This window comes from Clostridium beijerinckii, assembly GCF_036699995.1.
GTDB lineage: Bacteria > Bacillota > Clostridia > Clostridiales > Clostridiaceae > Clostridium > Clostridium helianthi.
Genome location: NZ_CP144906.1, coordinates 602,102 through 617,028, shown reverse-complemented (window position 1 = coordinate 617,028; position 14,927 = coordinate 602,102). Strand labels below are relative to the sequence as shown.

Sequence of the window (14,927 nt, the reverse complement as noted above, 5' to 3'; positions counted from 1 at the left end):
TACCTACTCTTCGAAAATCATCTATTTTATAATAAATAATCCTTAAAAATTAAAATAAGATTAATAATTTTATACTGTACTCAAAATTCTTATTTGCAATTTCTACTGTACTGGATAAAATTATTAATCCTATTATTTTATAAATAATTTTGGTATATTCACTATAATTATTTTTTACATTTCCCTCCAAATTGAGCACTCAACTTATTGAAATTATAGCATAAATTTATTATAGCAACATGCATATTCTAAAAGTGTATCTTTTTTCTTCTCATTCCTACATTTATTACTAGTGCTATTGAAATTACTGTTGTAAGCAATGAACTTCCTCCATAGCTAACAAGCGGCAGGGTTATTCCTGTAATTGGTAGTAATCCTATTGTCATCCCTATATTCTGCAATATAGCAAATAAAAAATATGACACTATTCCAACACATATAACTGAGCCAAATATATCTTTAGATGTTCGTGCTACTGAAATCATCTTATATATAAGAAATCCGTAAAGCATTAACAAAACAATTGCACCTAAAAAGCCCCATTGATCTGCTATTGCAGCAAAAATAAAGTCCGTCTGAACTTCTGGTACATTTTGTGCAGCATATGTTGTAACCCCATCTTGAGCCAGCGACGGACTACTTCCAAGTAATCCACCTGAACCAATTGCAATCAACGACTGATTTAAATGATACGTACTTGCATCATCGATGCTTGGATTCAAAAATGCTGTAAATCTTGCTTTTTGATATGTTTCTATGAGTCCTGAATTCCACACAATCACTATTCCAAGTACTAAGCAGGCTAATCCTCCAGCAATAATTCTCGTATCAAACCCCATTGTATAAAATATTCCTAAAACTATAAAGAAACATACCATACTCATTCCCATATCAGGTTGGATTACAATAAATATTACTGGTACTATGCAATAAAATGCTAGTGTTAAAAAATTCTTAACATCATTTATTTTTCCGTCCATCTCATCTAACTTCTTACCCAGCATAAGTATAATTACAAACTTTGCAAATTCTGACGGCTGAAGGTTACCTACTCCTAAACGGATCCATCCTCTAGCACCATTAACTACTATTCCAATCCCTGGAACCATGGTTAATATAAGAAGAACTACAACTCCCCAATATAATATAGGTACATAGTTAAATATTATCTTATAATCTACTGCCACAAAAATATATAACGCTACAAGTGATATTGCAAACCAACCCAGCTGTTGCTTTACAAAACTCAATCCAAATTGTCCTTTTGTGCATAGATATATATTAAATGTTCCGTATAAAATTAAAAGAATTAAAGAAATTAATATAGTCTTATCAATTTCTTTAATTAATTTCATATCTAATTTTAATAGTCTAAACAATATCTCACCTCCTAGTTATATTAATCTTATATAACTCAATCAATCTTAATTATACATTATTATTACCGCATTCTCCATAATAATTATATTGGGTATAAAAAACATAATAATTTTGTAATAATTTAAAGATAATATCTTGTTAAATACCCAAAGTCATCCATATTTAACAAACTTAATTATTATAAAAAAATGAGATGACTTGTTTTAAAGAATTAGCCATACAATTCTTTAAAACAAACATCTCTTATAATTTAAACAAAACAAGTTACTTATCTTCCCTTTATACTTTTAATTGGAATGTTAGCTATTAATGCAGAAGTATTTTCACCTTCTTCATCTCCATTCTTATTTACGGATATTTCAACATCCTCAACTTGTATATCAATATACTTAGAAATTACTTCTAAAATCTCTTCTCTTATTTTCTCAATAATATCTGGGGCAATTTCTCCTCTATCATGTATAAGAATTAGCTTTAGTCTGTCTTTTGCAACTTCTTTAGGTGTTGGCTTACTATTTAAACTCTTAAAAAAACCCATTCTCTCAACCTCCCTTAATTTCGCTTAAATAGCTTCTTTAAGGAGCTAAAAAATCCCTGATGCTCTTCTGTATGTAAATCAATAATAGGAACTTCCTCACCTGTAATTCTTCTAGCTATATTCTTGAACGCTTGTCCAGCAATCGCACCCTCTTCTAACACAATAGGTTCACCTTTATTAGTTGAAATAGTTATATTCTTATCGTCTGGAACTACTCCAAGTAACTCTACTGATAATGTTTCAATAATATCAGCTACATCAAGCATATCTCCATTCTTAGTCATTTCATAGTTCAATCTATTTACAATAACAGAATGGTCTTCCAATCCCTTTGAATCAAGCTTACCAATAACTCTATCAGCATCTCTAACAGATGTTATTTCTGGATTTACAACAATAATTGCTTTTTCCGCACCTATTACAGCATTTTCAAATCCTTGTTCTATTCCTGCTGGAGAATCTATTAAGACATAATCAAACTCTTCTTTTAATTCATTTACTATTTTTAACATTTCCTGTGGACTTATATCATCTTTATCCTTAGTTTGAGCTGTTGGTAAAAGAAATAAATTAGCAAATCTCTTATCTTTTATAAGTCCTTGTTTTAATCTGCATCTTCCTTCTATAACATCAATTATTGTATATACTATTCTATTTTCTAATCCTAGCAATACATCTAAATTTCTAAGCCCTGTATCTCCATCTATAACAACTACTTTCTTACCAAGTGATGCTAAAGCAGTTCCTATATTGGCTGTAGTTGTTGTTTTTCCAACTCCACCTTTACCTGAAGTTATTACAATAGATACTCCCATTAAAAAATCCCTCCGACGTTTTAGTATATATATTTATTTGGTAAATATGGTTCCACTATTATCAACCCATCCCTAATTCTTGCTAATTCTGGATAGCTTGGCTTTTGGATATCATCTGGAGACATAGCTATAACATTTGCAATTTTTAATAGTTCAGGTTGTAGTAGGAATGCTGCTATTACCGCTTTTATATTTCCATTAGTCCCAGCGCTCACTTTACCCCTTATACGTCCTAAAACAATTACATTCCCTGCTGCATATACTTCTGCACCACTATTTATGTCTCCTACTATAACTATGTTTCCTTGGTAATTAATACATTCTCCGCTTCTAACTGTCTTTCTTATAAATTTAGTTTTCCCTTCGTATACACCGGAGAATACCTTAACCTCTTTTTCATTCACCTGCTCAATTTCCTTTTCTATATCTTCTAGAACAATATCTTTTAATTCAATTTGAGTTAATAATTTTTCTTTAAGAATGCCTACTTCCTTTTTATTAACCAATTTTAAATCTATTCTTAATATTAGAGTTGTCCCTTTATAAAAATGCTTTCCTTTAGAAAGTTTCTTTATTAGTAATACAAGCATATCATCAAAACAAGCAAATTTATTCATATTGATAGTTGTATTTATTCCATCTTTATTTCCCTTTATTAAAATACCATCATTATTATACATTCATTCCCTCCAATGAATTTTGCAGGTTAAAATAGTTAAATTGTTTTGAAAATGGCAACCTCTCTAAAATTATATCATTATACTGACTATTTTTGTATATATGTTTCACTAATTTTTGATTAAATTTTACAAAAGCATATAAAACATCAAAATTTGATAATATGCAGTGTATATACCAAAGCATTGAACAGCTATCACACTATAATATTACATCAACATAATCCCTTATATTAATACTGTCTTCATCCACTAAACAGTCTACTGCAACTATATTTACACCATTCTCTTTTGCATATTTTAGTGTATCTCCAAATTCCTTATGAGTCTCTACATTAGGTTCAAAATGAACAACATCTTTCATTTGTATTACGAATATGACGTAGGCATCATACCCTTCTTTAACGCAATCAACAAGTTCTCTAAGATGCCTAAGACCTCTTTCCGTAGGTGCATCAGGAAACTTTACAATTCCATTATTCTCTAAAGTCACTCCTTTTACTTCTATAAAAATTTTCTGATTCTTTGTCTCAACATAAAAGTCAAACCTTGAATTCTTATATTTAGTTTCTGGTTTTATTAACGTCACATCTTTTAAGAGGTTCCCTTTTAATATCCATTCATGAACAACCTTATTAGTTACTTGAGAATCCATATTGATCATTCTGTCTCCTTTTATAACGCCTATAAGAGAAAACTTAGTTTTCCTTTTAGGATTATCATTTTTTTGAATAAATACTGTCGCATTAGGTGTCAAAAGTTCCTTGCATCTTCCAGTATTTTTTACATGGCAAACTTCTTCATTGCCATCAATTTCAACATAAGCTATAAATCTATTTGGTCTTGAGATAAATTTTCCTTTTAGAATATTATTATATTTCATTTTTCCCTCACTAAATCTAATTTTTTATAAAAAGGTATCTATAATTAGGTTTACTTTATGCAATTTTTATAATTGCATACCTAATATAGATACCTTACAAATCAATTGATTTTTATTAATTTATATTTAAATACAAGATTTCTATTATAAATTTTTACTAATGAGTTTGGTTTGTATTTGCCTGTGAAGCATTTGCCTCTTGAGTATATGGATTACCTAAAACATATTTTTTCCATGTATCTGATGATGAAGTATACTGTGTGTCATTCTTTAATTGATCCTTGAAATAAGCATCATAAACTGATTTAACTACTGATGCAATATTACTTCCATGACCTCCATCAAATACTACCGCTGCTACAGCTATCTGTGGATCATTTGCTGGCGCAAAACTGACATATGTTGCGTAAGGTTCCCTTCCTTTTTCTAATTGATCATCAGAAACGTCGGCTGTACCAGTCTTACCAGCTGTTGGTATTGGATATCCTAAAAATGTAGAACTACCGGTACCATCTGCTTCTTGGTTAACAGCTGTCATTCCTTGCTTAACAGCATCTTGAGTCTCTTTTGACATTTTAACTGTATTTAAAACTTCTGGTTTAAACTCTTGAACTATATTTCCATCCCCATCTGTAACTTTATCTACCAAATGAATCTTATATCTTGTTCCTCCATTTGCAATAGTTGATATGTATGATACTAGTTGCAATGGAGTAAAGTTATTCATTCCTTGACCTATTGATGCTGAAACAAGTGAACCTGGGGATCTTACTTGTCCTGGCATATCATTAGTTGCAAATTGAGCTAATTCTTCTGCTACTATTGTAGCCTGGGAATCAATATTTACGCTTCTTCCAGATATACTTGCCTTATACTCATCAGAATTATTCATTAGGTTTAAAACATCTTTTTTTATATCCTTGGCAAAAAAATCATGGCTTACTGCTTGCTGATTATCAGAATTCTTATCTATAGCATCTTTGACTTTATCTTTGATTGCTTTCTTAGCTGCCTTAACTGCATCATTATCATTATCAGAATCTTTTAAATGAATTGGAGCAAAAAACACTCCGTTGTATTCACCGTTATCTAAAAATGTAATTATGTTATCTGTCGACATTGCTAAGAAATTCTTTTTATTATCAGTAAAATTGTACGTCTGACCAAAGCTTTCTCCAATTTCTATTCCTGTTGACTTCTTTGCATTACTATTTGGATCAACTCCTAATCCAAATTGCCAAGCATATTTAGCAAGAGAATTTAGAGCTTCAACATTATTAGCCTTACCTCCTGCTTGTATATACATTCTAGTAGCAGTTTCATAGAAGTAGAAGTTAATAGATTTTGCTATAGCTGTTGTTAAACTTATGTTCCCTTGTGCAGCTTCTAATCCTCCTGGCTTAAAAGCTTTACCAAAAATCTCTGGATGAATATTAAATACTCCTGTATCATTTATCATTTCACCTGGAGTTATTACCCCTGATTCTAAACCTGCAACAGCTGTAAGAGGCTTGAATGTAGAACCCGGTGGAATTAATGACTGAGTTGCATAATTAAATGTTGCTTTTGGGTATAAATCAAATTTATCCCATCTAACTCCATTTCTTACTGGGAACAAATCATCAACAGTTTTATTAAGTCCCATTCTTTTAATAAACTCCTGTCCAAACTTTTCTAGATCAGGATTAAAATAATCTTTATACTGCTCAGGAGTTAACTGTCCTGGAACTGTAAATAAATTTGGATTCAAATTAGGATAACTTGTTAAAGCTAATACCCTTCCAGTTTTAACTTCAACTGCTACCAATGCACCTCTGGTTGCATTCAATAGTCTATTTCCTTTATCATCTCTTCCGGTAGCCTGCATATCAGCAATTTTATCTGCCAATGCTTGCTCTGCTGCATATTGAATATCTCTATCTATTGTAAGATGAACATCATCTCCCGGATAAGGTTCAAGTTTAAATAATTCTTGCGAAACACTTCCTTTAGAGTTAACTTTAACAGTTGTTCCACCCTTAACTCCTTTTAATTGTTCTTCGAAAGCCGATTCTATTCCAGACTTTCCTACAGAATCTGATGAAACATCATATCCTTTAAGTTCATATGTTGATTTTTGTGTATCATTAATTGAAGATACATACCCTAAAACTGAAGATGCTAAATTATTATATGGGTATGATCTTATAGGTGCCGAACTCACATTTATTCCTGGCAAATCGTATTTCTTTTGCATTACTATTAATGAAGTATCTTTCTTAATATTCTCTGCAATAGTTACTGATTTATATCCTTTAAAACTTTGCATTTTTATAGCATCTTTTACAAGCATAAATTTTCTAATATCATTTAAAGAATACCCTTCTTTTAAAATCATATCTGTTAAATCCTTGCCTTCCATTTTAGAATAGACATTCTTCTTTTCTTTTGAGTCATAATCTGGATCTACAAGGCCAATTAAATTATACGATTTAACTAATGCATAAAATGCATCATCAGGAGTTATTTTCAGAAGTTCTTCATCTAGTTTTGCATTTTGTTCATCCGATAATTCTTCAACATCCTTGAACATTTTGTTTTTTAGAGTGTCATTCAGTCCCCTATCCTTTTTAAATCTCAATTCCTCTATATTTTGGGATTGTTTCTCATTAGTTTTATACTCAAAATATATATTATTATTACCATCAATTTTTAAAGGTAACGAATCCTGAATGCCTTCTCCATTTTCATCCAATATTTTAAAAAGTTCTTTCATAGTTATATAAAACTGTTTATCAGCATCTTTTGTTTCCGTATATGTAATAGTGTATGTTTGAATATTAGTTGCTAAAACATTTCCTTTGTCATCATATATTTTACCCCTTGGGGCTTTTTCTGATATAAATCTTGTTGATGTTACATCTGCTTTATCCTTATATTCATCATAATTAAATACTTGAATATATAACAATTTTAGAATGATCACTGAAAATATAGCTATCATAATTATAGATAAAACTGTATATCTAGAAATCTTCTTTTTCTTTTTATTAGTTGGTTTATTTACTATCATCTAAACCTCCATCTTTGCTTTGAATACTCATCATCATAAACATTCATTACTAATTTATACACAAAAAACATTATTACTCCGTTGTATACCCCCATAATGATACTTTTAGAAAATTGTATTTCAATATTAAAAAAATTAAATATCAACATAACTCCTGCGTATTTAATTATTGTTATAAAAAAAGCCGAGATCACAGGTATCAGTCTCTTAGTCTTTATTATTCCTGCTCCAATAAAACTTGCTAGAAGACATAGAAATAAATTCAATAATGAATTTACACCAAAACCATTAAAAAAGAAAATATCTTGAAGTATCCCACTCACAACACCCATAAATACAGCTCGTTCTTTCTTATTGACTAATGAATAAGCTATAGCAAAAGTAAATATTAAACTGGGATAAGCTCCCTTTATTGAAAAAAAAGGAATTAGTGAGTTATCTAATATAACCAATCCTATAGAAATCAAAATAATAATTAATTTTTCCATTATAAACCTCTAATTATATTTAATTTCTCTCGTATCCTTTGGAGAGACAATAAATAATTCTTCTAACTTATTAAAATCTACATATGGTTTTACAACTGCATTCTTCATTACTTTTACTTTATCTTCTTCTACTGAAATTACTTCACCAATTCTAATTTCCTTTGGATAAAGCATTCCTACTCCAGATGTCATTATTACATCGCCTTCCTTAACATCTGAATTCATTGGAAGATCATATACCTTAGCTAAGTTTTCTCCCGTACTATCTTTGAAACCTTTTATATAACCTGTAGCATCTCTAGTACTTTGATCCATAACACTTACTGCTATATTTTCATTAATCAGAGATTGAACTATGCACCAATTACTTCCAACACTGGTTACTTGTCCCACTAGACCTTGAGCCGCTATAACAATCATACCCTTTTGTATATTGTCATTTTTTCCTTTATTTACCACATAACCATCTAAAAAGTTTCCACCACTATATCCTATAATATCACATGCTACATAGTTATAATTGTTTCTTTCTTCCTGAAAATTCAACACTTGTCTTAATCTATCATTTTCTTCTTTTAAATCTGAATAACTAGCCAACTCATTTTCAAGTTCTTGATTTTCTTTAATTAATTCTTTATTTTGCGCTTTTACTTCTGAAAAATTCAAGAAAAAATCTAAGGTCTCTTTAATCCTACTAGTTCCTGAATATAAGAGACTTTGCACTGGATTTAAAGTACTACCGGCACCACTTTCAATAATACTTCTATTTTCCTTTCTAACTGTATAAACTATTAACCCTAAAAAGCTAACTGACAGTACTATAATAGTTACTGCCAGTTTATTCTTAAGAAGCTTCATATTTAACCTCTTTGATCTCTGCTAATTTTATCAAAATCTTCTAGTGCCTTCCCTGCTCCAAGTACTACGCAATCAAGAGGTGCCTCCGCAATATGTACAGGCATGTTTGTTTCTTTATTTATAAGTATATCTAATCCTTTTAGATATGCCCCGCCACCTGCTAACATTATACCTTTTTCCATAATATCTGCTGAAAGTTCTGGTGGAGTCTTTTCCAATGTTGTCTTAATTGATTCTATAATAGCATATACTGGTTCTTTTAAAGCTTCTCTAACTTGAGTTTCTGAAATTTCAACAATCTTTGGAAGCCCAGTAATCATATCTCTTCCTTTAATCTCCATGACTGTTTCTTCATCTGAAGTCCTATAAGCTGAACCTATTTCCATTTTAACTTGTTCAGCTGTTCTTTCTCCAACCATTAAGTTAAATTCTTTTTTAATATAAGATATTATTGATTGATCTAACTCGTCACCAGCTATTCTAAGTGACTTACTAGTTACTATACCACCTAATGAAATAATAGCAACTTCTGTTGTTCCACCGCCAATATCAACTATCATACTTCCTGTTGGTTCGCTTACTGGAAGCCCTGCTCCGATTGCTGCTGCCATTGGTTCTTCCATTAAAATAACATCTCTAGCTCCTGAAAGTTTTGTAGCTTCTTCGATAGCTCTTTTCTCAACTTCTGTAACTCCTGATGGATAACAAACTATTATTCTTGGATTTTTAAATGCATTCTTAGTTGATACTTTTTCTATTAGACTTTTCATCATTGTTTGAGCTGTATCAAAATCTGCAATTACTCCATCTTTTAATGGTCTTATAGCTACTATATTTCCTGGGGTTCTACCAATCATAAGCTTAGCTTCTGATCCAACCGCTAATGTCTTTTTAGTCATAGTGTTCATTGCAACAACAGATGGTTCTCTTAAAACTATTCCTTTACCTTTTACAAATACTAGGGTGTTTGCAGTTCCCAAATCTATCCCCATATCTTTTCCTGATCCAAAAAATCCCATTTATTTTTCCCCTTCCAATTCTATATTAGTCCTCTTTCTTTGAGGCTAACAAATTTATTATTTCCTATTATAATATGGTCTACTAATTGAATTCCTATAATATTTCCACATTCTTTAATTCTTAGTGTTATATTTATGTCTTCTCTGCTAGGCGTCGGATCGCCTGACGGATGATTATGACATATAATTATCGATGCGCTATTCTTACTTATAGCTTGCTTAAAAATTTCTCTCGGATGCACAACCGACGTATTTAAACTACCCTTAAAAACATCTTTAATACCAACAACTATATTCTTGGTATTTAATAAGACAACTTTTAATACTTCTTGATTTAATTCGTTCATTTCTCCCATGAGAAGACTTGATAAGTCTTTTGGTGAAGTTATTTTGATGTCATTATTTATTGCTTTCAATGTTCTAAATCTCTTAAAAAGCTCAGCTAAAGCTAAAATTTGTGAAGCTTTTCCTTGTTTAATACCTTTTATAGATACTATATCATCAAAACTTGCATCTAAAATACCATTTAGCCCTTCTAGCTCAGATAAAAGCCTGCTACACAATTGAAGAACATTCTCTCCTTGTGTTCCAGTCCTAATTATTATTGCTAATAATTCCGAATTACTTAAAGATTCTGCTCCATAAGTTAATAATTTCTCTTTAGGCCGTTCATTTTGTGGTATATCTTTGATTTTAAGGCTACTTTCCATATAATATATTACCTCCAAATATATGATTTCCCCTCTATCCCTAAAATATAATTATTGTATCTCTTTAAGCATAAACTTTAGCTTATTCAGTGGCAGTCCAACAACGTTGTAATAACATCCTCTTATCTCTTCAACAAATATTCCACCTATCCCCTGGATTCCATAAGCACCAGCTTTATCTAAAGGCTCACCAGTTTTTATGTATTCTAATATTTCATCGTCGCTTATTTCAGAAAAAGTAACTTCAGTAGATAAACTCTCTTGAATCGTCAAATTTTTAGCTGTATTAATCACAACAACACCAGAATAAACCAAATGTTTTCTACCTTGAAGTGATTTTATAATATTAAAAGCATCTTCTTCATCTCTTGGTTTTCCTAGTATCATATTGTCTATGGTGACTACAGTATCAGCTGAAATTATAATCGCATCCTCATCTAGCTTATTCTTAACATTCAGTGCCTTTCCTAAAGCTATGTCTTTAACATATCTATCTATAGAGCCCTCAAAAATAACTTTACTCTCATCAAAATTACTGACAATAACATCAAAATTCTTAATTAATCTACTTAAGAGTTCTTGTCGTCTTTCTGAAGCAGAAGCTAATATTACTTTCATATATTCACATCCTAAAATAAAGAATTTTGGCACATGAAAAATAATAGGCGAGCATAATGATCTCCCATTCTTTGAATGTACCTTATTATATATCATTGACAAATAATATATATTGTAGACATGTTAATTTTTTAACCAAAAACTATTAAATTTTAAAGGTGTAGAAATGATATTCTACCATTTCTACACCTTATAGTTTATCATTTAAGATGTTCTTAAACAAGTGTGTTATATTAAGTTATAAGTTTTTTTATATAAATGTAATTTTGTTGTAATAATTATTAACTAAATCTTTCAGTTTTTAATAAGTTTATATAACTCCTGCATATCATTGCTACTGTTCGTTTTATCCATTTCATCAGGCAGATTTTTTACATAATCATATAATTGGCTTATCTTATTTGATTTGGCTGTGCTTCCTTCATTTACAATTCCATCCGTCCAGGCTTTAAATTCTGCTGTTTTTATACTTTTCACCTGATTATCTTGTAACTTATTCACAATTGTCAAAAATCCATTCATAATTTCTATGAGCTTTTTATTTTCCAAGTCATCACTAGAAGCACCTAAACTAATTTTAGCGACATCAATATTATTGGACTTGAATTCTTCTATCTTTTTTAAGCCATCTTCCTCATTGTATATTCCTGCTAAAACTCTATATTTACCATCATCTTCTACTATAAATGGCTGACAGTATTTTGATATTGCAGATAGCGACTCTTTTGCATTCTCCTCTTTTGAATAATAACCACATTGCAGTGCGATGATATTTTTTATTGTACCGTTATAGTCACCTTGAGTTGAAGATTTTGAACTATTTATGCCTACGTTTTGTACACTCTTCCCATCAAAGATAACATTACTAATAAGCACGCCTCCAACTATAGATATCCCAACGATAACGACAACACTACATAAGAATTTCATCCTGCCTGATTTTTTATATTCATATCTTGTGTATCTCATAGTCTCCCCCCTTTTGAACATTCTAAAAATAGCGTGTCAAAAAGTTAAGTTTTATATGTTATCAAAACTTATAGAAAACATTATAAAACAGAATAATATTATATATATTTGACCTGCTATTTTTTCAGATTTCTTATATATTAATATTTATTCTGCAAGTTACACATATATGAATTATGTTAAATAAAAAAATATTATATAGGGCATATTTTAAAAATCTAAACTTATATATTTGCAATATTAAGGCTATAGAAAGTCATATTCCTACACTCCTAGGCATACTTCTATATCATTTCCAACTATATTATATTTACATTTAGCATCTTAAGTTAACTATATCCATTAGCAAAAAATTCTTCTTGCAGTAGCATATCTTTCTGAATAGTATCCATCACACAATGAACTTACCATTACTGGTTTTCCAGACCTTGGCGCATGTATAAATTCTCCGTTTCCAATATAAATTCCCACATGGCTAATTGATCCTTCTGTATTAAAAAAAACTAAATCTCCAGCTCTTAAATTACTTTTATCCACTTTAGTCCCTACATTTACTTGTGTATATGTAGTTCTTGATATATCTACACCAAATTTATTATAAACATATTGTGTTAATCCTGAGCAATCAAAAGCATTTGGACCAACCGCTCCATAAACATATGGCTTTCCTAAAAACTTATATGCATAATTTACGACTTCATTTCCCTTACTAATTGCTCCTCTTGATACTGAATCTTCACCATTTGATACTGTTTCTGAATCTGATGGTGCTTTTATCACTTTAGCTGTTTTAAGTTCACTAGTCTTAATTGTAATTCCTCTATTATGTGTTAATGTAGTATCAGCTTTGGCATGTTGCATATTAATAAGAAAAACTCCCGAAAAAATAAAAGTTGTAATTACACATTTCATAAGCCTATTATTTTTAATTTTCATCTTAAATTCCTCTCCATACCTAATCTATATTACCTTAAAAGGCACCTTAGTTATCGTTTACACTTTACTGTAAATTTTAAAACATGTATCTAGTATAGTGATAAGCTAGGTAAAGGTCAAACCTTTTATACTTTTATATTCTTATTTATACCGAAATATCTCTAATTTCCTCAATATTGCTATCAATAATGGTCATTTACTGTAAATTTATAATTTTCTGACTTTTGTTTTACATTTTGTTATTTCTTACTCATTATCTTTTTTATAAATAAACTTAAAACTCAAAATCCTGAGAATAATAAAAAAAACAGTAAGTTATCCAATAAATTTTCTGGTTAACTTACTGTTCTAATTAATTTTTTATACTAATTTCTAATTTCCTTAAGAACTTCTACTAAATATTCAAAGCATCTACAAGCAGAAGATATACTTAAATGTTCATTTGGAGTGTGTATATCAATGATATTAGGACCAAAACTAATCATATCTAAATCTCCAAGTCTTTCCTTAAGTATCCCACATTCTAATCCAGCGTGGATAGCTACAACTTCTGCTTCTTTTCCATACATTCTAAGGTATACATCTTTGCATATATCCCTTATTTTTGAATCACTTTTATATGGCCATTCTGGATATCCTGCGGCAGACTCAAATGTACCACCCATAATTTCAGTTAAACATTTATTTCTTTCAACTATTTCTTCTTTCAATGAAAACACAGAACTTCTAACAGCACTATGATATTTTATATCACTTTCATTGGTTGTTACCACTCCAAGATTTGATGAACTTTCCACTAATCCTTCTATTTCAGAACTCATTGTGTTTACACCATTTGGATACAAATATGATAAACTAATTGCTTTAGTTGTAGTATCATCTGAAAATACTTTTTCTATTTTATCTTTACTTTCAGATAATGTTATCTTAAGTCCTGGATCTTTTGTGCTCAATTCTTTAGAAATATCACTATCTATCTTTGTTTTAGCTTCAATCAGTTCTTTTTCCTTTGATTGATCAATTGAAATAACCGCCATAGCTTCTCTTGGTATTGCATTATCTTTTGCTCCACCTTTTAATGAAACTAAATTAAAAGATACCTTATTTAAGATTTCCCTTAATACTCTTGCCATTAATTTATTTGCATTTCCTCTTTCTAAATGAATTTCAGCTCCTGAATGTCCTCCAGCTAATCCTTTAACTTCAATCACATATTCTTTTGTATTTTCTTTTTTATTTGTCCATTCAATAGGCAAAGTAGATTCAGTTCTAATTCCACCAGCACAGCTGACCCAAAGTTTTCCCTCTTCTTCTGAATCTAAATTCAAAACAATTTTTCCATCTAAATCTTTTGATCGTACAGCTTTAGCTCCAGTCATTCCTGTTTCTTCATCTGTTGTTATTAATACCTCTATAGCAGGATGTTCTATCGATGTGTCCTCCAATATTGCCATCGCATAAGCAACAGCAATTCCATCATCTCCTCCAAGAGTTGTATTATCTGCATATATATAATCATCTTTGACCACTAAACTTATTGGATCTTTTTCAAAATCATGAATTTTATCGTTATTTTTCTCACACACCATATCCATATGACCTTGTATTATAACTGTTGGAGCTTTCTCATACCCTTTTGATGCAGGTTTTTTAATAATAACATTTAGGGCATCATCTTGAATACATTCTAATCCTAAACTCTTTCCAAAGCTCAATAAATAATCACTTATTTGTTTCTCATTTCCAGAACCTCTTGGTATCTTACTTATTTCATTAAAATGATAAAAAATTCTTTTCCCCGTAATATTCTCTAAATTTTTCATTCTACTCTCTTCCTTTCATCAATTATATGATAGAATATGATTATACATATCTTTTCTTAGTTTATCATAAAATATTGCTATATTATGTATATTTTTATTATTTTATGATTAATTATTTCACACACTATAATATATATACAAAATTTTAATGTGAGGTGTTT

At 30.1% G+C, this 14,927-nt stretch carries 14 protein-coding genes; all 14 read right to left on the bottom strand.

Annotation, left to right across the window (positions count from 1 at the left end):
• Positions 1-248: 248 nt before the first annotated feature.
• Complete coding sequence (locus PZA12_RS03055; protein WP_077868985.1) at positions 249-1,379, bottom strand: FtsW/RodA/SpoVE family cell cycle protein; 1,131 nt, start codon at positions 1,377-1,379, stop codon at positions 249-251.
• A 269-nt stretch (positions 1,380-1,648) separates the two neighbouring features.
• On the bottom strand, positions 1,649-1,918 hold the full coding sequence (gene minE / locus PZA12_RS03050) for a cell division topological specificity factor MinE (protein ID WP_011967847.1): 270 nt from the start codon (positions 1,916-1,918) through the stop codon (positions 1,649-1,651).
• Positions 1,919-1,932: 14 nt separating this feature from the next.
• The gene (gene minD, locus PZA12_RS03045) at positions 1,933-2,733 is read right to left on the bottom strand and encodes a septum site-determining protein MinD (RefSeq protein ID WP_078115861.1); all 801 of its coding nucleotides are present in this window, start codon (positions 2,731-2,733) and stop codon (positions 1,933-1,935) included.
• A gap of 20 nt (positions 2,734-2,753) precedes the next feature.
• Positions 2,754-3,413, bottom strand: coding sequence for a septum site-determining protein MinC (minC, locus tag PZA12_RS03040; protein ID WP_078115860.1), 660 nt, complete (start codon positions 3,411-3,413; stop codon positions 2,754-2,756).
• Between the two features lie 199 nt (positions 3,414-3,612).
• Positions 3,613-4,293 (bottom strand): DNA/RNA nuclease SfsA, encoded by a 681-nt coding sequence (gene sfsA / locus PZA12_RS03035; protein ID WP_078115859.1) that lies wholly within the window; start codon positions 4,291-4,293, stop codon positions 3,613-3,615.
• A 157-nt stretch (positions 4,294-4,450) separates the two neighbouring features.
• Entirely contained in the window at positions 4,451-7,345 is a 2,895-nt protein-coding gene (locus PZA12_RS03030; protein WP_103697893.1) for a penicillin-binding transpeptidase domain-containing protein, read from the bottom strand.
• Complete coding sequence (gene mreD / locus PZA12_RS03025) at positions 7,342-7,833, bottom strand: rod shape-determining protein MreD (protein ID WP_103697894.1); 492 nt, start codon at positions 7,831-7,833, stop codon at positions 7,342-7,344. The genes PZA12_RS03030 and mreD overlap by 4 nt, the downstream gene beginning before the upstream one ends.
• A gap of 9 nt (positions 7,834-7,842) precedes the next feature.
• A complete protein-coding gene (gene mreC / locus PZA12_RS03020; RefSeq protein ID WP_077868989.1) occupies positions 7,843-8,691 on the bottom strand; it encodes a rod shape-determining protein MreC in 849 nt (282 codons plus the stop codon).
• Between the two features lie 2 nt (positions 8,692-8,693).
• On the bottom strand, positions 8,694-9,710 hold the full coding sequence (locus tag PZA12_RS03015; protein WP_011967840.1) for a rod shape-determining protein: 1,017 nt from the start codon (positions 9,708-9,710) through the stop codon (positions 8,694-8,696).
• Positions 9,711-9,730: 20 nt separating this feature from the next.
• Positions 9,731-10,420 (bottom strand): RadC family protein, encoded by a 690-nt coding sequence (gene radC / locus PZA12_RS03010; RefSeq protein WP_077868990.1) that lies wholly within the window; start codon positions 10,418-10,420, stop codon positions 9,731-9,733.
• Between the two features lie 51 nt (positions 10,421-10,471).
• Positions 10,472-11,038, bottom strand: coding sequence for a Maf-like protein (locus tag PZA12_RS03005; RefSeq protein WP_077868991.1), 567 nt, complete (start codon positions 11,036-11,038; stop codon positions 10,472-10,474).
• Between the two features lie 294 nt (positions 11,039-11,332).
• The gene (locus PZA12_RS03000) at positions 11,333-12,007 is read right to left on the bottom strand and encodes a sporulation-associated protein (RefSeq protein ID WP_103697895.1); all 675 of its coding nucleotides are present in this window, start codon (positions 12,005-12,007) and stop codon (positions 11,333-11,335) included.
• A gap of 342 nt (positions 12,008-12,349) precedes the next feature.
• Positions 12,350-12,943, bottom strand: a complete 594-nt coding sequence (locus tag PZA12_RS02995; RefSeq protein ID WP_011967836.1) for a C40 family peptidase — start codon at positions 12,941-12,943, stop codon at positions 12,350-12,352.
• Positions 12,944-13,308: 365 nt separating this feature from the next.
• Positions 13,309-14,766: an aminoacyl-histidine dipeptidase gene (locus PZA12_RS02990; protein ID WP_077304128.1), complete on the bottom strand. Its 1,458-nt coding sequence runs from the start codon at positions 14,764-14,766 to the stop codon at positions 13,309-13,311.
• Positions 14,767-14,927 lie beyond the last annotated feature (161 nt).

What these genes read in the sequence shown, in the direction of transcription:
- minE (WP_011967847.1), bottom strand. Translation starts at nt 1,918, where the DNA reads ATGGGTTTTTTTAAGAGTTTAAATAGTAAGCCAACACCTAAAGAAGTT.
- minD (WP_078115861.1), bottom strand. Translation starts at nt 2,733, where the DNA reads ATGGGAGTATCTATTGTAATAACTTCAGGTAAAGGTGGAGTTGGAAAA.
- minC (WP_078115860.1), bottom strand. Translation starts at nt 3,413, where the DNA reads ATGTATAATAATGATGGTATTTTAATAAAGGGAAATAAAGATGGAATA.
- sfsA (WP_078115859.1), bottom strand. Translation starts at nt 4,293, where the DNA reads ATGAAATATAATAATATTCTAAAAGGAAAATTTATCTCAAGACCAAAT.
- PZA12_RS03030 (WP_103697893.1), bottom strand. Translation starts at nt 7,345, where the DNA reads ATGATAGTAAATAAACCAACTAATAAAAAGAAAAAGAAGATTTCTAGA.
- mreD (WP_103697894.1), bottom strand. Translation starts at nt 7,833, where the DNA reads ATGGAAAAATTAATTATTATTTTGATTTCTATAGGATTGGTTATATTA.
- mreC (WP_077868989.1), bottom strand. Translation starts at nt 8,691, where the DNA reads ATGAAGCTTCTTAAGAATAAACTGGCAGTAACTATTATAGTACTGTCA.
- PZA12_RS03015 (WP_011967840.1), bottom strand. Translation starts at nt 9,710, where the DNA reads ATGGGATTTTTTGGATCAGGAAAAGATATGGGGATAGATTTGGGAACT.
- radC (WP_077868990.1), bottom strand. Translation starts at nt 10,420, where the DNA reads ATGGAAAGTAGCCTTAAAATCAAAGATATACCACAAAATGAACGGCCT.
- PZA12_RS03005 (WP_077868991.1), bottom strand. Translation starts at nt 11,038, where the DNA reads ATGAAAGTAATATTAGCTTCTGCTTCAGAAAGACGACAAGAACTCTTA.
- PZA12_RS03000 (WP_103697895.1), bottom strand. Translation starts at nt 12,007, where the DNA reads ATGAGATACACAAGATATGAATATAAAAAATCAGGCAGGATGAAATTC.
- PZA12_RS02995 (WP_011967836.1), bottom strand. Translation starts at nt 12,943, where the DNA reads ATGAAAATTAAAAATAATAGGCTTATGAAATGTGTAATTACAACTTTT.
- PZA12_RS02990 (WP_077304128.1), bottom strand. Translation starts at nt 14,766, where the DNA reads ATGAAAAATTTAGAGAATATTACGGGGAAAAGAATTTTTTATCATTTT.